Annotated in this window: 19 protein-coding genes and 1 riboswitch; of the genes, 9 read left to right on the forward strand and 10 right to left on the reverse strand. The window is 61.5% G+C overall.

Annotated features, from left to right (window positions below; translation table 11 throughout):
* The first annotated feature begins 307 nt into the window (after window positions 1-307).
* On the forward strand, window positions 308-1,504 hold the full coding sequence (locus AB4O35_RS24795; protein ID WP_065946357.1) for an amino acid aminotransferase: 1,197 nt from the start codon (window positions 308-310) through the stop codon (window positions 1,502-1,504).
* Window positions 1,505-1,614: 110 nt separating this feature from the next.
* Window positions 1,615-1,824, forward strand: a complete 210-nt coding sequence (locus AB4O35_RS24800) for a hypothetical protein (protein WP_038442076.1) — start codon at window positions 1,615-1,617, stop codon at window positions 1,822-1,824.
* A 272-nt stretch (window positions 1,825-2,096) separates the two neighbouring features.
* Here AB4O35_RS24800 and ptrR read toward each other — a convergent pair whose 3' ends face one another.
* Window positions 2,097-2,969 (reverse strand): putrescine utilization regulator PtrR, encoded by an 873-nt coding sequence (gene ptrR, locus AB4O35_RS24805; RefSeq protein ID WP_065874131.1) that lies wholly within the window; start codon window positions 2,967-2,969, stop codon window positions 2,097-2,099.
* A 103-nt stretch (window positions 2,970-3,072) separates the two neighbouring features.
* Between ptrR and AB4O35_RS24810 the strand changes: the two genes are divergently transcribed.
* The gene (locus AB4O35_RS24810; protein WP_065874132.1) at window positions 3,073-4,455 is read left to right on the forward strand and encodes an aldehyde dehydrogenase family protein; all 1,383 of its coding nucleotides are present in this window, start codon (window positions 3,073-3,075) and stop codon (window positions 4,453-4,455) included.
* Between the two features lie 65 nt (window positions 4,456-4,520).
* Here AB4O35_RS24810 and AB4O35_RS24815 read toward each other — a convergent pair whose 3' ends face one another.
* Window positions 4,521-4,826, reverse strand: a complete 306-nt coding sequence (locus AB4O35_RS24815; RefSeq protein ID WP_065880876.1) for a protealysin inhibitor emfourin — start codon at window positions 4,824-4,826, stop codon at window positions 4,521-4,523.
* A gap of 14 nt (window positions 4,827-4,840) precedes the next feature.
* On the reverse strand, window positions 4,841-5,905 hold the full coding sequence (locus tag AB4O35_RS24820) for a M4 family metallopeptidase (RefSeq protein ID WP_065880875.1): 1,065 nt from the start codon (window positions 5,903-5,905) through the stop codon (window positions 4,841-4,843).
* A gap of 127 nt (window positions 5,906-6,032) precedes the next feature.
* On the opposite strand from AB4O35_RS24820, the gene AB4O35_RS24825 reads away from it, so the two are divergent.
* On the forward strand, window positions 6,033-6,977 hold the full coding sequence (locus AB4O35_RS24825; RefSeq protein WP_065946356.1) for a DNA/RNA non-specific endonuclease: 945 nt from the start codon (window positions 6,033-6,035) through the stop codon (window positions 6,975-6,977).
* Between the two features lie 341 nt (window positions 6,978-7,318).
* On the opposite strand, the gene AB4O35_RS24830 is transcribed toward AB4O35_RS24825, so the two are convergent.
* A complete protein-coding gene (locus tag AB4O35_RS24830; protein WP_065890602.1) occupies window positions 7,319-7,762 on the reverse strand; it encodes a hypothetical protein in 444 nt (147 codons plus the stop codon).
* Between the two features lie 118 nt (window positions 7,763-7,880).
* Window positions 7,881-8,075, forward strand: a riboswitch (cobalamin riboswitch).
* Between the two features lie 116 nt (window positions 8,076-8,191).
* Here AB4O35_RS24830 and AB4O35_RS24835 point away from each other — a divergent pair.
* The 3 genes from AB4O35_RS24835 to AB4O35_RS24845 are packed head-to-tail and all read left to right on the forward strand — an operon-like array spanning window position 8,192 to window position 10,976.
* Entirely contained in the window at window positions 8,192-9,202 is a 1,011-nt protein-coding gene (locus AB4O35_RS24835) for an ABC transporter substrate-binding protein (RefSeq protein WP_065874138.1), read from the forward strand.
* Window positions 9,199-10,215 (forward strand): FecCD family ABC transporter permease, encoded by a 1,017-nt coding sequence (locus tag AB4O35_RS24840; protein WP_065880872.1) that lies wholly within the window; start codon window positions 9,199-9,201, stop codon window positions 10,213-10,215. The genes AB4O35_RS24835 and AB4O35_RS24840 overlap by 4 nt, the downstream gene beginning before the upstream one ends.
* Window positions 10,212-10,976: an ABC transporter ATP-binding protein gene (locus tag AB4O35_RS24845; protein ID WP_065880871.1), complete on the forward strand. Its 765-nt coding sequence runs from the start codon at window positions 10,212-10,214 to the stop codon at window positions 10,974-10,976. The genes AB4O35_RS24840 and AB4O35_RS24845 overlap by 4 nt, the downstream gene beginning before the upstream one ends.
* Before the next feature lie 68 nt (window positions 10,977-11,044).
* Here the strand turns inward: AB4O35_RS24845 and AB4O35_RS24850 are convergent, their stop codons facing one another.
* From AB4O35_RS24850 to tspO, 5 genes are all read right to left on the reverse strand, one after another.
* Complete coding sequence (locus tag AB4O35_RS24850) at window positions 11,045-11,542, reverse strand: GNAT family N-acetyltransferase (RefSeq protein ID WP_065880870.1); 498 nt, start codon at window positions 11,540-11,542, stop codon at window positions 11,045-11,047.
* Complete coding sequence (locus tag AB4O35_RS24855) at window positions 11,539-11,763, reverse strand: hypothetical protein (protein ID WP_065874145.1); 225 nt, start codon at window positions 11,761-11,763, stop codon at window positions 11,539-11,541. The genes AB4O35_RS24850 and AB4O35_RS24855 overlap by 4 nt, the downstream gene beginning before the upstream one ends.
* Before the next feature lie 107 nt (window positions 11,764-11,870).
* Window positions 11,871-12,410: a dsRNA-binding motif domain-containing protein gene (locus tag AB4O35_RS24860; protein WP_256533076.1), complete on the reverse strand. Its 540-nt coding sequence runs from the start codon at window positions 12,408-12,410 to the stop codon at window positions 11,871-11,873.
* 35 nt (window positions 12,411-12,445) lie between these two features.
* Window positions 12,446-13,390, reverse strand: coding sequence for an alpha/beta hydrolase fold domain-containing protein (locus tag AB4O35_RS24865; RefSeq protein WP_065880869.1), 945 nt, complete (start codon window positions 13,388-13,390; stop codon window positions 12,446-12,448).
* Window positions 13,390-13,830, reverse strand: coding sequence for a tryptophan-rich sensory protein TspO (gene tspO, locus AB4O35_RS24870; RefSeq protein WP_065874148.1), 441 nt, complete (start codon window positions 13,828-13,830; stop codon window positions 13,390-13,392). Before tspO ends, AB4O35_RS24865 begins: the two co-directional genes overlap by 1 nt.
* Before the next feature lie 163 nt (window positions 13,831-13,993).
* Between tspO and chrA the strand changes: the two genes are divergently transcribed.
* Window positions 13,994-15,208, forward strand: coding sequence for a chromate efflux transporter (gene chrA / locus AB4O35_RS24875; RefSeq protein ID WP_065880868.1), 1,215 nt, complete (start codon window positions 13,994-13,996; stop codon window positions 15,206-15,208).
* On the opposite strand, the gene AB4O35_RS24880 is transcribed toward chrA, so the two are convergent.
* The gene (locus tag AB4O35_RS24880) at window positions 15,197-15,769 is read right to left on the reverse strand and encodes a nucleotidyltransferase family protein (protein ID WP_065880867.1); all 573 of its coding nucleotides are present in this window, start codon (window positions 15,767-15,769) and stop codon (window positions 15,197-15,199) included. The genes chrA and AB4O35_RS24880 overlap by 12 nt on opposite strands.
* 233 nt (window positions 15,770-16,002) lie before the next feature.
* Here AB4O35_RS24880 and AB4O35_RS24885 point away from each other — a divergent pair, with 233 nt between their 5' ends.
* Complete coding sequence (locus AB4O35_RS24885; protein WP_065874154.1) at window positions 16,003-16,608, forward strand: hypothetical protein; 606 nt, start codon at window positions 16,003-16,005, stop codon at window positions 16,606-16,608.
* The last annotated feature ends 42 nt before the right edge of the window (window positions 16,609-16,650 follow it).

Below are 16,650 nucleotides of genomic sequence, written 5' to 3' on the forward strand. Positions count from 1 at the left end.
CGTCGAGGACGAAATAGACCACCACCCGCGAAGATTCAGAGCGGATAGTAGGAAAAAACCATGATAGCCATAGAAGTGGTGGCGAGTGCGCCGGGTTTCAAGGCAATCGTCCTACGCGACCCTTCCGATCCCTGTTGCAATAAGACTAACGGTCAGCAAATAAACCGAAAAACTTGGCCGAAAAGCCGTTTCGGCTGTCGCCCTCAGCCGTGATGGCCTCTATACTAGCTCCCCGTTTGTGCACCGCTCTAGTGCATTCGGCTGGAGCGCGACACGTCCCTCCCTTCCCCCATAGAGCTGCCGCAAAATGAGCCTGTTCTCCGCTGTCGAAATGGCACCACGCGATCCTATCCTGGGCCTCAACGAAGCATTCAACGCCGATACACGAACCACCAAGGTCAACCTTGGCGTGGGCGTTTACTGCAACGAAGAGGGGAAGATTCCACTCTTGCGTGCCGTTGCCGAAGCGGAAGCCATTCGCGTGGCGCAACACGCCGCCCGTGGCTACTTGCCGATCGACGGCATCGCGGCGTATGACAAGGCCGTGCAAACCCTGCTGTTTGGTGCTGAGTCGCCACTGCTGGCTGCGGGTCGCGTTGTGACCGTCCAGGCCGTTGGCGGCACCGGCGCCCTGAAAATTGGCGCCGACTTCCTCAAGCAACTGCTGCCAGACGCCGTTGTCGCCATCAGCGACCCAAGCTGGGAAAACCACCGCGCCCTGTTCGAAACCGCAGGTTTCCCGGTGCAGAACTACCGCTACTACGACGCCGCCACCCACGACGTAAACCGTGCCGGCCTGCTCGAAGACCTCAACGCCCTGCCGCCACAGTCCATCGTGGTGCTGCACGCCTGCTGCCACAACCCGACCGGCGTCGACCTGAGCCCGGCCGACTGGCAGAACGTGCTGGACGTGGTCAAGGCCAAGAACCTGGTGCCGTTCCTCGACATGGCCTACCAGGGCTTTGGCGACGGCATCCACGAAGACGCCGCTGCCGTACGTCTGTTCGCTGATTCGGGCCTGACCTTCTTTGTGTCCAGCTCGTTCTCCAAGTCGTTCTCGCTGTACGGCGAACGTGTGGGCGCGCTGTCCATCGTTGGCGACTCCAAGGAAGAAAGCGCGCGCATCCTGTCCCAGGTCAAGCGTGTGATCCGCACCAACTACTCCAACCCGCCGACCCACGGCGCGGCGATTGTTGCAGCGGTGCTGAACAACCCTGAGCTGCGCGCCCAGTGGGAAGCCGAACTGGCGGAAATGCGCCTGCGCATCCGTGGCATGCGCGAGCAGATGGTCGCCGAGCTGGCCAAGGCTGCTCCGGGCAAGGACTTCAGCTTTGTCGGCCGCCAGCGCGGGATGTTCTCCTACTCCGGCCTGACCGTTGAGCAAGTCACCCGCTTGCGCACCGAGTTTGGGATCTACGCACTGGATACCGGGCGTATCTGTGTGGCGGCGCTGAACCAGTCGAACATTGATGCGGTCACAACGGCGATTGTTCAGGTTCTATAACCTGGCGGCGCCGCAAGAAGGGAAGCTACGGCTTCCCTTTTTAATGCCTGTCAGAAAATGCCCTGCTCCCCTAGACTGAACCCTGATTGCCCCTTTGCTGTGAGAGCCTTATGAGAAACGATGACCTGGACCTGCGTGCCGACCGCGACGAGCTGGACCACTTCACCCCACGCGCGCCGCAAGCCAAGCGCCAGAAGAGCTTGGTGTTGCAGGTAGCGCTCGGCGTGTTCCTCGGAGGCCTGGCACTGTGGCTGGTGCAATTGGGTGCGACCGCGTTAATGGCAAAACTGGCGATGGGCACCCTGCAATTCGGCGGCTGATAGCGATCAAATGTGGGAGCTGGCTTGCCTGCGATGCCAGCACCTCGGTGTATCAGGCAAAACGAGTTGATGCTATCGCAGCATAAGTATCTACACATCTTGAGCGAGCCCTCTGCGTAGCAGCTGTCGAGCCCTGGCGAGGCTGCGTCAGCGGTGTGTCAGACAGACCGCAAACGCAGCCTCGCCAGGGCTCGACAGCTGCTACGCACTATCACATTGAAAATGTGTAGATATCTGTGGCTATCGCAGGCAAGCCAGCTCCCACATTCGATCTACTGCGTTACCAAAGCGCGTTCCTCCAGCAACTTCACAAAGCTGTTCAAACTCTGCGACACCGTGCCCCGGCGCCAGATCAGCCAGGTGTGCAAGATCCGGAAACTCTCCGTCAGCGGCCACACACTCACCGCCGCAAACCCCGGCATGCTTTCCAGCATGCTGCGCGGCATCAGCGCCACCCCGGCCCCGGCGCTGACGCAGGCAAGCATGCCGTGGTAGGACTCGATCTCAAAGATCTTGCCCGGTACCGCGCCGTCCTGTGAGAACCAGCGCTCAAAGTGGTGTCGGTACGAGCAGTTCGAGCGAAAGGTGTAGATGTTCTCGCCGTTCACCTCTTGCCCCCGGGTAATCGGCGCGTGATGCAGCGGCGCAATCACCACCATCTCTTCTTCAAATACCGCTACGCCCTCAAGGGTGCTGTGCAGCACCGGGCCATCAACAAACGCCGCCGTCAACCGTCCCGACAGCACGCCTTCAATCATCGTGCCCGATGGCCCGGTGCTCAGGTCCAACTCAACCTTGGTGTGCTTCTGGTTATACGCCGCCAGCAACGCCGGGATACGCACCGCCGCGGTGCTCTCCAGCGAGCCGAGGGCAAACGCGCCCTGGGGCTCCTCCCCCGCCACCGTCGCGCGGGCTTCCTGCACCAGGTCGAGGATGCGCCGCGTATAGCCGAGGAAATTCCAGCCGGCCGGCGACAGGCGCAAGCGGCTTTTCTCGCGGATAAACAATTCCACGCCCAGGTCCTGCTCCAGTTGCTTGATGCGCGTGGTCAGGTTCGACGGCACCCGATGAATCAACTGCGCGGCGGCGCTGATGCTGCCTTGCTCGGCAACGGCCTTGAAGATTTCCAGCTGCACCAGATCCACATCATTCTCCAATCGTGAACGTATTGCTTAATATTATTCAGTTTCCAGAAAAGAGATAGCCCCGTAGGCTGAACTCAACGTATTCATTCAGCAGGACGGCGCCATGAACGCAACCACCCATGCCCTCTCGATTAACCCGGCCAACGGCGAAACCGTTGGCAGCTATCCCTACGAAACCCATCAGCAACTGGACGCCGCCCTCGATCGGGCCACCAGCGCGTTCCGCACCTGGCGCCGCCAGCCAGTGAGCCAGCGCGCCGAGTTGCTGCTGAGCCTGGCCAACGCCCTGCGTGACCAAGCCGAAGAAATGGCCCAGACCATCACCCTGGAAATGGGCAAACCCATCGCCCAAGCCCGTGCCGAAATCGAAAAATGCGCGCAACTCAGCGAATGGTACGCCGCCCACGGTCCGGCCATGCTCGCCCCGGAACCGACGTTGGTGGACAACGGCAGCGCCCAGATCGAATACCGCCCGCTCGGCCCTATCCTGGCCGTCATGCCGTGGAACTTCCCCGTATGGCAAGTGCTGCGCGGCGCCGTGCCGACCATGCTTGCCGGCAACACCTACGTGCTCAAACACGCACCGAACGTAATGGGCAGCGCCTATCTGATCCAACAAGCGTTTAAAAAGGCTGGCTTCGCCGAAGGGCTGTTCGAAGTGATCAACGTGGCCAACGAAGGCGTGTCCAAAGCCATCGCCGACCCACGCATCGCCGCCGTTACCCTGACCGGCAGCGTGCGTGCCGGCATCGCCATTGGCTCCCAGGCCGGCGCTGCACTGAAAAAATGCGTGCTGGAACTCGGCGGCTCCGACCCGTTCATCGTACTCAACGACGCCGACCTCGACGCCGCCGTGCAAGCCGCCCTGATCGGCCGCTTCCAGAACAGCGGCCAAGTCTGCGCCGCCGCCAAGCGCCTGATCATCGAGGCCGGCGTGGTGGAAACATTCACCGCCAAATTCCTGGAGGCCAGCCGCGCCTTGGCGATGGGCGACCCCACCTCAGCCGCCACTTATATTGGCCCGATGGCCCGCTTTGACTTGCGCGACGAGCTGCACGGCCAGGTCCAGGCCACCCTGGAAGAAGGCGCAACCCTATTGCTGGGCGGTCACAAAGTACCCGGCGCCGGCAACTTCTACGAACCGACCGTACTGGCTGACGTCACCGACCAGATGACCTCGTTCAAGCAGGAACTGTTCGGCCCCGTGGCCTCGATCATCACCGCCCGCGACGCCGACCACGCCGTGGCCCTGGCCAATGACAGCGAGTTCGGCCTCACCGCCAGCATCTTCACCACCGACCCGGCGAAGGCACGCGATATCGCCAACCAGTTGGAAACCGGCGGGATCTTCGTCAACGCCTTCAGCGTTTCCGACCCTCGGGTGGCGTTCGGCGGCGTGAAAAAAAGTGGGTTCGGCCGCGAATTGTCGCACTTCGGCGTACGCGAATTCTGCAACGCGCAAACCGTGTGGCTGGACCGCAAATAAGCCGAGCACTCCCTGTGGCGAAGGCGCTTGCTCCCGCTGGACTGCGCAGCAGACCTAAAACGGCCTCAACACCGAATATGCCTGCGCACGCACTGCACCAGCCCGTCCAGTGCCTGGGACTTCACCGGCGCCAGCACGCACACCGTGTGCTCGCGCTGGCCCTCTGTCACGGTCAGGGTGTAATGCACCTGGCCTGGCTTCCCGGACTCCGGAACGGTGCTCTGCGGCAACTGAAAAAAGTCTGAAGCCGCGATCAGTTGCCGCAACTCCTGCTGATCCTGCTCAGGCAGAGCGTCCAGCTTTACCGTACGAGGCTGGGCCAAGCCGGGAAAAAACGCCGGTCCGCCGTTTTCCTTGATCGAAATCTGCATGGTTGTTCCTCACGTCAGACCGAAATGCCGACCGCTTTCCAACCTTCCTTGACCGCCTTCTGCTCATCCTTGTTCGCGCCGTAGAGTCGGCCGGCAATATCGTAGGTGATGCGCGCAAAGCGCAGAAACCCCGAGTTGGGCCGCAGCCGCGCATCGCGCAACGCGTCATACCAGATACGCCCGGCGCGCTCCCAGGCGAACCCGCCCAACTTCGTCGCCACTTGGTAGAACGCATGGTTGGGGATGCCGGAATTGATATGCACCCCACCATTGTCCTCGTAGGTCTGCACAAAATCATCCATGTGCCCAGGCTGAGGGTCCTTGCCCAGCAGTTCGTCGTCAAACGCGGTACCGGGGGCTTTCATCGAGCGCAGGGCGGTGCCTTTGATCTTTGGCGTAAACAGCCCCTTGCCGATCAGCCAGTCGGCGTCTTGTGCCGATTGCTGCAGTGCATATTGCTTGATCAGTGAGCCGAACACGTCCGACAGCGACTCGTTCAACGCGCCGGACTGATTGAAGTACATCAGCTTGGCCTCATCCTCGGTGACGCCATGGGCCAACTCATGGCCAATCACGTCGAGCGCCACTGTGAAGCGATTGAACAACTGCTCATCGCCATCACCAAACACCATCTGGGCCGAGTTCCAGAACGCATTGTTGTAGTTCTGGCCAAAATGAACGGTCGCGTCCAATGCCATGCCGGCATCATCGATGGAGTTGCGGTCGAAGACCTGCTCGAAAAAATCAAAGGTGGCGCCCAAGCCATCGTAGGCCTCGTCCACCGCCGCATCACCGCTGGCGGGCTGCCCTTCGCCACGGACCAGCGTTCCCGGCAGGCTGTCGGTGCCCTCGGCGCTGTAGATCGAACGCCGCTTGCCTGCGCCCATGGCCAGGGCCATGTGAGCGGGCCCTTTGGCGGGCACCGCGACCATACGCAGCGAGCGAAACGTGCTGTCTTTGGCGCGGGTGCGCAACGCGATTTCCCGCTGCGCTTTATCACCGTTGCGGGCGATCTGGTCGAGCATGTAGGGCGGGATCAGGCAGAAAATCGGATTGCGATGCTGCTGGCGAACACACATTGGCTGGCTCCATTTGGCATGTGACAACGTCCGGGTATCGACTCAGGATAGCCCCCTGGGATCAACGCGTGTCATCAATTGTCATTAACCTATGTTGCAGTCGTGTTTATCCAAGGAGGACTGACCGATGCCCGCACGCAAAACCAAAATCGACCTTTCGTACCGCCCACGGCTCGCCTACCTGCGCCCGCTGCTCGCGCCGAGCCCCACTCTGCTGGAGGCCAGGGCGGCGACGCCACGCGTCACTGCGGCCAAGGATTTCAAGGACCGGAGCGGCTACGCCGAGGATTTTCTCGGCAGCTTCGTGGTGCCCTGGCCCACCGTTGAGGACGCGATTGCGGATGATGTACAGACGCTGAAAGAGGGCGGCGACCGCCTGGACTACACGCACTTCTCGGTGACGATGTCACGCTCAAGGCGCCTCGCGCTGTACGTGGGCGCCAATATCGACGGGGGGCTGCATGTGGACGTTGCCCGTAGCAACGACATCTGGGCCTACGATGGCCGCCTGCCCATCGACGCGCAGGTGGGCGAAGACCTCTACGCCAGCAATGGCCTTGATCGCGGCCACCTGGTACGCCGACAGGACCCCAATTGGGGCGACGAGGCGAAAATCGCCAACTTCGACACATTCCACTTCACCAACTGCTCGCCGCAGATGAGTGGGTTCAACCAGAAGACCTGGCTGGAGCTCGAAGACTATATTCTCGATAACACCCAACGCTGGAAAGCCCGCGCCACCGTGTTTACCGGGCCGGTGTTTGCCGACGACGACCGTGTGTACCGGAGCGTTAAAATTCCCAAGGCCTTCTGGAAAGTCGTCGCCTACCTCGGTGACGACGGCAAGCCTCGCACGAGTGCCTACATGATTGACCAGAACCGCGAATTGGGCCAGCTCGAGCTGGTGTTTGGCCAGCTCAGGACCTACCAACGCAGTGTGGTCCAGATAGAACGGCTGACCGGCATCCGTTTTGCCAACCTCGCCGACTACGACGGCTTCAGCAACGAAGAACGCGCCACCGGCACGCGGATTGAAGCGCTGATACAAGGTCCGGAAGACATTCGTCTCTGACCGAACGGACGACGTACATCAAGTGTGGGAGCTGGCTTGCCTGCGAAGACGGCGGCACAGGTATCTACATATTTTCAATGTGAAAGTGCGTAGCAGCTGTCGAGCCCTGGCGAGGCTGCGTTTGCGGTCTGTCTGACACACCGCTGACGCAGCCTCGCCAGGGCTCGACAGCTGCTACGCAGAGCGCTCGCTCAAGATGTGTAGATACTTCTGGCTATCGCAGCGGTTCGACAAGCCAACACCCACATTTTGATCTGCGGTGATTGGCCGACTCCGTCCAACATCGGCCTAGACGCGGAACAACAGCGCCAGTTTGCCCAGACGGCTCTAAGTGCGAGTAGTCATTGCGCATTGATGTAATGAAATTGCGCCTGGGTCTTTTCAACGGCCGCACGCACTGTGTCTCTTTGTGCATCGGTGCCCGAGTAGTAAATCTGCATCCCGTTCAAATCCTGCCCTTCGACCGCTTTGCTGATCACAGCAACGTCAACTGGGCTGCCGGCGCCGATAATCAAAAAGAACACATCGCCCATGCGTTTTGCATTCAGCAATTCGCCCCTGAGGTGGGCGGCGTTCTGATCACTGGCCATGGCAATCGCCAGCGTATCGCCAAACAAACCGGTTTTGGGGATGCTCATCGTGTGCAAACGGAGCTTGTCCGAGCCGGCGGGCATCGACTTGACGTACGCGGTGGCGGCCTCGTCAAGAATCTGCTTTTCAGATTTGCCCTGCGTGGCGCAACCGGCGAGCGTGGCGATAAGGGCGAGGACGATTAATGATTTCACTGTGCTTTCCTTGTGTGAAGACTATCCATGGGATGCGCATCATAGGATGACGAACTCCGCGAGAGCTACCACCGTGTTCACGCCTCGAGTATTTGGAGCTCCCGCTAAGGTGCCTGATCGACTACCATACCGCGCCGGTTCCCAAACGGGACTAATAGGGAATCCGAAGCGCGCTACACCCGCGCCAATCGGAACTGCCCCCGCAACTGTAGGTGCTGAGCCTGCTCCTTAATGCCACTGGATCACGTCCGGGAAGGCTGGAGCGTGGCGACGACGCATCAGTCAGGAGACCTGCCGGCTTAAGCTCAATCACTAACCGGCGGGGTGTCCGGGAAGGACACGCTTGCCTGTCTCCACCACAGTGCCCAAGGGTGTGTTTCCGAACCGTACCTCCCCAGTTCCACGTACGGTTCACTCGGAGATTGCCCCATGCTGCCACGCGTCACCGCCCTGCTCGCCGGCGTCAGCTTCTGTGCCCTGGCCCAAGCCGCGCCCACCCACTACCCACTGACCGTGGAAAACTGCGGCAGCCGCCTGACCTTCCAGCAGGCCCCCGCGCGCAGCGTGACGATTGGCCAGGCGGCTACCGAGATGCTTTACGCGCTGGGCGTGGGCGATAAGGTGGTGGGCACTTCGTTGTGGTTCAACAGCGTATTGCCGCAGTTCAAGGCGCAGAACGACAGCATCGAGCGCCTGGCCAACAACGAGCCGAGCTTCGAAGCGGTGATCGCCAAGCGCCCGCAACTGGTAGCCGCCGAGCTGGAATGGGTGGTCGGGCCACAAGGCGTGGTCGGCACCCGCGAGCAATTCCATGAGCTGAAGATCCCTACCTACCTGCTGCCCTCCGACTGCGAAGGCAAAGACAACCTGGTGGGCGCCGATGGCACGCGGCTGGAGCCTTTCCGCATCGCGACGATCTATAAAAGCATCAGCCAACTGGCGCAGATTTTCGACGTACAGGACCGCGGCGAACAATTGAACGACGAACTCAAGGCGCGCCTGGCCAAGTCGGTCGCCACTGTGCAAAGCAAAGGCCTCAAGCACGCCAGCGCGTTGGTGTGGTTCTCCAGTTCCGAGATGGCCAGCGACCCGTACGTGGCCGGCCACAAAGGCATTCCCGAGTTCATGCTGCAAACCCTCGGCCTTTCCAACGTGGTGCAGTCCGATGAAGAGTGGCCCGCCGTCGGCTGGGAAACCATCGCCAAGGCCAACCCGACCTTTTTGGTCATCGCACGCATGGACCGGCGCCGTTACCCGGCTGACGACCATGAAAAGAAACTGGCCTTTTTGCGCAGCGACCCGGTCACGCGCAACATGGACGCGGTGAAAAACAACCGCATCATCATCCTCGACGCCATGGCGCTGCAGGCCAGCATTCGTACGTTCGACGGCCTTGAACAACTGGCGGCCGCCATCGACGGCTACGACCTGCACAAATGACTGCCAGCCTGATCCGGACCCTAGTTGCCCTGGCCTTGCTACTGATCGCCCTGCTCGCCGGCGTGGCCATCGGTGAAACCGCCATCTCGCCGCAGGTCGTGCTCCAGGTACTCGCCAACAAACTGTGGGCGGCCGGCTATGTGCTGGACCCGATCGATGAGGGCGTGGTGTGGAACTACCGCCTCACGCGTGCCCTGGTAGCCGCCGCGTGCGGTGCGGGGCTGGCGACGTGCGGGGTGATCCTGCAGTCGTTATTGCGCAACCCGTTGGCCGATCCGTACTTGCTCGGCATCAGCGCCGGCGCCTCGACTGGCGCGGTGCTGGTGGCGCTGATGGGCGTGGGCGGCGGGCTGATTTCGTTGTCGGCGGGTGCGTTTGTCGGCGCGGTGGCGGCGTTTGCCCTGGTGATTCTGCTGGCGCGCGCCAGCGGTTCGTCGAGCGGCACCGGCCAGATCATCCTCGCCGGCATTGCCGGATCGCAGCTGTTCAATGCGCTTACCGCGTTCCTGATCACCAAGTCGGCCAGCTCCGAACAGGCGCGCGGCATCATGTTCTGGCTGTTGGGCAACCTCAGCGGCGTGCGCTGGCCGTCGGTGTGGTTGGCGGTGCCGGTGGCGGTCGTGGGCTTGGCGGTGTGCCTGTGGCATCGTCGGGCGCTGGATGCGTTCACCTTTGGCAGTGACTCGGCGGCGTCACTCGGTATCCCCGTGCGCCGCGTGCAGTTTGTGTTGGTGGGCTGCGCGGCACTGGTGACGGCGGTGATGGTGTCGATTGTCGGCGCCATCGGCTTTGTCGGGCTGGTGATCCCCCACGCCGTGCGTCTGTTGCTCGGCACCGGGCACTCACGCTTGCTGCCGGCCAGCGCGCTCGGCGGCGCGCTGTTTTTGATTGCAGCGGATGTGCTGTCGCGCACGCTGATCAAAGGCCAGGTGATTCCGGTCGGCGTGGTCACGGCGCTGGTCGGTGCGCCGGTGTTTGCGCTGATCCTCATTGGCCGGAGGAACGCGCGATGAGCGTTTTAAGCTGCACGGGGTTGGGCTTCAAGGTGCGTGAGGCTGAGTTATTACGCGATATTCACCTGGACGTGCAGCTGGGTGAAACCTTGGGGATTGTCGGGCCAAACGGTTCCGGTAAATCCACCTTGCTCAAACTGCTGGCAGGCTTGCGCGCGCCGGCATCTGGCGAAGTATTGTTGGGCGGCCAGCCTTTGGGCGACCTGTCCCGCCGCGCCATCGCACAGCAACTGGCCGTGGTTGAGCAACAGGCTGACACGGACGATGCCATCCGCGTGTTCGACGCCGTGGCGCTGGGCCGTACGCCGTGGTTGTCGGCGCTGAGCCCGTGGTCCAGCGAAGACGATGCCATCGTGAACCAGGCCTTGCATGACGTCGACGCCACTCACCTGAGCAAACGCGCCTGGCGCAGCCTCTCGGGCGGTGAACGCCAACGCGTGCACATCGCCCGCGCATTGGCGCAACGGCCACAGATATTGCTACTGGATGAGCCGACCAATCATTTGGATATCCAGCACCAGTTGGCGATCTTGAAGGGGGTGCAAGGGCTGCCGGTGACCACATTGATTGCGCTGCATGACCTGAATCAAGCGCTGACCTGTGATCGGCTGGCGGTACTGGATCGTGGACAGTTGGTGGCGCTGGGCAAGCCGATGGAAGTGCTGACGCCGCAGCGCTTGCAGGAGACGTTTGGGGTGCAGGCGCACTACCTGACAGACCCGTTTGATGGCGTGCAGATACTGCGGTTGCGCCCGAACTAGAGGCTTCACACAATACACATGTGGGAGCTGGCTTGCCTGCTCCCACATTGATTTGCGGCGTTTCACGTCTACAACAGTCGCTGCATGTGCGTCGTCTGCCACACCGGGTCCGCGTCTACATCCACCACTTCAAACCCCTGCCGCACCCAAAAATCAATCGCCCCCGGCAAAAACGGGTGGGTATGCAGGTAAACCACCTCAACCCCCTCCGCTTTCGCCATTGCCTCCAGCGCCCCATACAACGCCCCCGCCAGACCAAAGCGGCGATAGGCAGGCAGCACAAACAGACGCACCACTTCCACCGTATTGCGGCCCTGGTAATTCAACTGCGCAAAACGCCCGTCGTAAGGCAAGTAACCAATGGCCGCAACAATCCGGCCCGCCTCCCGAGCGATTAGAAACTGCCCATCGCCCTGTAGATAGATCGCCTCGAATTGCGCCAGGTCCGCTGGCATTCCCGCCGCACTGAGCTTCGGGAACAGCTCGGCGCGGGCCTGCAGCACAAACCTCAGTACGTCAGGAATATCCGCAGTCGTGACCGCCTGAATCCGAGGGTTTTCGCTCATACAACCTCAATCTGCGTGATTCCCACCACCTGCGCCTGTTCCAGAATCTCCTCCGGCGTCGCATCCGCAGGCGGCAGGATCAAGCCATTCTCGGCATCGCCGAAATGCAATTGCAGCAAGTGCAACGCCGCCTCATGCACCGGCAATTCGGGCTGCTTGAATTCGAACACATGGGTGCGCAATTCTTCGTTGAATCGGTAGTTGAGTGTGTATTGGCGCATGGTGGAGTCCTCATGATGAGAGAAGAGCAGCTGATTAACCTGACTCATTGATCAAGTTTTTAGTTCAATGAATCAGCCTTTCAACGGCCTCACGTCACAGGTACCACTCACTGGCGCAACTCACAGACTGCACTGCCCTTCATCCCCGACGCATGCACGCTCACGTGGCGTACGGCAAACCCTGGTTTCTCGACAAGCTTCTTCTCTTCCCAGACACCGCCGTTTTCGACTTGATAGCCGATCGTGCCATCTGCTTGCCAAGTCAGCCGTAGGGTGTACACGCCGTTATGGTCGGGAGCTCGATGGAAGAAGGTATCGATGACTGGCTTTGCCTTGTTGAACGTGCGCAGCTCGAATAGCCGCTCGTCGCTGTCGGCGGGCGTATAGCTGGACAGGAACAGCGTATCGTCTTCCGCAGCATCCTCGGCGGCCGCAAGAATGACCGAAGGCACCCACTTTTCGCCACGGTCCTGGGTGTCGGTGGCGACCTTGCAGGTCAACTGGCCTTTGCCCGTGACGTCCTGGCGGAAGGCCGTCTCGTAGTAGCCGTAGGGCGCGTCGAAGCGCAGTGTCTTCTCGGTGACTTGCTCACAGCCGGCCAGCAGATACAGCGCCGATAACCCGATGAATCCTTGAAGAACCTTCACGTGCTGTCCTTGGCTTGAATGGGGGGAGCGCAAGGTTACCCGGACGAAGAAAGATTGAGTACTCCCCCGTCCATTCTTTGACTGATCCACTGGCGGCTGTAGGCAAGCACGCCCGCCCCCATCACCACCGGAAAATGGATAAACCCATGGGCCGACTCCGGCAACAGATGCGCCTCAGCCCCCGGCCACTGCTCAGCGATCAACAAGGTGTCATCTTTCAACGGGTCCAACTCGCCCACAAACATCAACGCCGGCGGCAACCCGCCGAAGTCGCCATACAGCGGTGACAACGGCGCCTGCCGACGCTCGTCATCACTCAACCCCGGCGTCAGCATGCGCAGTGCCTCGACCATGCCAGGCCCATCCAGCAACAAGGTTTCGGGCCCCGCCGCGCGCACGCTGGGGGTGCCGGCCAAATCGTAAACGCCGTAGTACAACACCGCCCCGCTTACCCGTTTGAGCAAATCGGGCCACTGCTTCAACGCCAGTAGTGTCGCCGCCGCCAAGTGCCCGCCCGCCGATTCGCCGACGACGAACACCGGCAGGTCGGCAAACTCATCCGTGGCCAGCAACCATCGCGCGGCCGCGAGGCAGTCGTCCATTAGCCCCTCGACCGGTGTGTCGACCGCCAGCCGATAATCCACCGACACCACCGCCACGTCACACGCGTTGACCATACCCAGATTGAGGTCGTCATCCATCTGCGCATTGCCAATCACCCAGCCGCCGCCGTGGATATCCAGCACCACGCCTTTGGGTTTGCCGCTCGGCCGCAGGATGCGCACGGGCACTGAATCGACCACCTTGCACTCAGCATCCGGCCCTTTCCTGACCTTTTGGCTGACGCGCAACAGCACCTGAATCAGACGCGGTGTAACCCGATTGCGGATTTTAAAGCGCGGCATCCACGCGAGCTTTTGATTGAAACGGCGCATCTCGGCCAGTTCAGGCTCACTGGCGGGCCAGAGCGTATGGGCCATCAGCGGTTATTCCGCAGGATCGAGAAATTCAACGCCGCCGCGACACACAGCCACGCCAAGTAGGGGAACAGGATCAAGCCGGTGATCAAGTCCAGGCGCACCGCCAACACCACCATCGCCGCTACGGTGAGCCACAGCACGGTAATAATCACCATCCCGGCCAAGATGCGATGGGCGCCGAAGAACACCGGCGTCCACAACGTGTTCAACGCAATCTGCGCCGCCCACAGGGCCAACACCATTTCGCTGCCTGGGATCAGGCTGAGGCGGTAACCGGCCCAGGCCAGCAGCAGGTATATGATCGTCCACGCCACCGGGAACAACCAATTGGGCGGTGTGAAGCTGGGTTTCACGAGGGATTCGTACCAGGCGCCTGGTTTGAAAATGATGCCGGTGCTGGCAGCCGCCGCGCAGGCCAGCAGGAAAATAAAAAAGGTCATCGTCTGTCCTTGCTGTCGTCAGTATCAGTGATGGGAAGGCTTTCTCCGTGCATCTTTCAATGACTCAAATGCGCGCGCAAAAATTCCATCACGCGTTGCAATTGGCGTAAACAGAGGCCTCTTCTTCACGTCATCAAAATTCGCTAAGGTGGCGCAACCCCTCATGAGACCTAACCCCTTGGCCCATTCCTGTGCTGATCATCCCGGCAGCCCCTGGTCGGTATTCCTGATCTTCCTGCGCCTGGGCCTCACCTCGTTCGGCGGCCCGATTGCGCACCTGGGTTATTTTCGCGAGGAGTTCGTCACACGGCGACGCTGGCTGAGCGAGCGCAGTTACGCGGAATTGGTCGCGTTGTGCCAATTCCTCCCTGGCCCGGCCAGCAGCCAGGTCGGCATCGCGCTGGGCCTGTCCCGCGCCGGTTACCGTGGCGCCGCTGCTGCCTGGGCCGGGTTTACACTGCCGTCAGCCATCGCGCTGATCCTGTTCGCCCTGGGCCTGTCCCACGATGGCAGCGCCCTCCCCGACGGCGCGCTGCATGGCCTCAAAGTGGTCGCCGTGGCGGTGGTCGCCCAAGCCGTCTGGGGCATGGCGCGTTCCCTGTGCCAAGGCCTGGCGCGTGTGATACTGATGCTGATTGCGGCGTGTTTGGCGCTGCTGGAACCGTCCGCCTGGGCCCAGGTCGGGGTGATCTGCACCGCAGGCGTGGCCGGCCTGCTGCTGTTCAAACGTGAGCCGAGCGCCGAGCCTGACGCGCTGCCGGTCGCCATCAGCCGTCGCGCGGGCGCCCTGTGGCTAGGGCTGTTCCTCGTGTTGCTGGCGGGCCTGCCGATTCTAGCCGGCTGGTTGCCCAATCCCACGCTGGCCTTGGTAGATGCCTTCTACCGCACCGGCTCGCTGGTCTTCGGCGGCGGCCATGTGGTGCTGCCGTTGCTGCAAGCCGAAGTGGTGCCACCGCACTGGGTGAACAATGACGTATTCCTCGCGGGCTACGGCGCCACGCAAGCCGTGCCCGGCCCGCTGTTCACCTTTGCCGCGTTCCTTGGCGCCTCGATGAACCATGCCCCGAACGGCTGGCTGGGTGGCGTGATTGCGCTGCTGGCTATATTTGCCCCGTCCTTTTTGCTGGTGATGGGTGCACTGCCGTTCTGGGCAACCCTGCGCCGCAGCCCACGCACCCAGGCCGCGCTGGCCGGAGTGAACGCGGCAGTGGTGGGGTTATTGCTGGCGGCGCTGTATCAGCCGGTGTGGACCAGCGCGATCTTCACTGCGCTGGACTTCAGCTTGGCACTGGCCGCCTTGGTGGCGCTGATGGTCTGGAAGCTGCCGCCCTGGTTGGTGGTGGCCGCCAGCGCCGTGCTGGGAGGGTTACTGGGGTGAACCCGGCGCCACAATCTTCAGCCACGGCCAACGCGCTTGATAACTCTTGGCCTTGTGCATGAACAACGCCGGCTCCGCATGCAGCGGGTTGATGCGCAGCACGCCGTGTTCCACGTCATCCAACCCATAGGGCGCGTACACCTCGCCCGTCGCGATATCCAAGCCGATGCACGTACCTGCCACCAGGTAACGATCCACGCCCTGCTTGGCCGAGTGCAACTGCGGATAGGGCCGACCAAACCGCTCGCCGTACCAAAGGTGCACCCGCGCCTGGTTCTTCACCTCCACATTCACGCCCAGGTCCTGGAACAGCGCCTCGGCCGAACGAATCACCACATCTTCCGCCTCGTAGGACATGTCTGTGTCGAAGTAAAAGACGTCGTAGTCTTTCACGCTCTGAGCGGCGGGAAGATTCGCTTGATGGTTCCACACTGCCTGGAACAGACAGCCGGCGGTGAGCATGCATTGGTCCACGCCGAGGTCGGGCAGGCGTGCGGTGATTTCGGCGTTGATGGGGTTGGCCATGGCCAGTTGGAGTAGGGTTTCGACAGTCAATGTCATGCTCAATCCTTCGTTGTGAGGCCTGTTCCAGGAGGCAATTCTATAGCGTATTGGAGGGCGGTTCTGGTCCTGAACGCGGGAAAAACGCCTCCCATTGCTCGCGCCTGATTCGTCATCCCCATGCCCAAGGTGGGCAGATGCAGGTCAAGGTAAGGCAAAGGCATCAGCCTGGAAACATCTGCTCGACGTTAATGTCTCAGTGCCACCCCCTCCCAATCGTCAAGGATAAAACGATGCGAATCAACGCCCTGGCCCTCGCCGCCACCAGCGCCCTGCTGCTCACCGCTTGCAGCGACAGCCCTTCGGACACCGACATCCACGCCGCACTGCAACCCCGGCTGGAAGGGGCTTCCTGCGTGACGGCAGCGATGTTCAAAAGCTTTCCGGTCACGCTGAGCTCAACCTTCAGCACCGGCGTCTCCAGCGGCAACGCGCCCGCCTTCGATGCGCTGACAGACGCCGGCCTGCTCGCCAAAAGCGACAAGACCTACAGCCTCACCGACCCTGGCCGCGCCGCCTACGTGGAACAAGCATCTGGCTTTTGTTACTCACAAGGCTATGAAATCGCCAAAATCAAGGACATCGCCCCCAACACCGGCCCAATGGGCGCCGCCGTGGATAAATCCTGGATCGTGACGGTGGACATCCGCCAGAAACCCATCGCCGCCTGGGCCAAAACCCCAGCGATAGAAAAACTGGCGCGCAACCCGGAAAACCTCTCCGACGTGCCGAAGACTTACCACGTGACCGTGGGCCGGGTGAAAGGTGAACAAGGCTTGAAACTGCTCGACCCGCGCTTCTCGATCATGCGCGGCGTGAGCGTGAGCCAAGGCTACTAACGCCCCTAACCCCTGTGGCGAGGGAGCTTGCTCCCGTTGGGC

Source organism: Pseudomonas sp. H1_A03, from assembly GCF_054685145.1.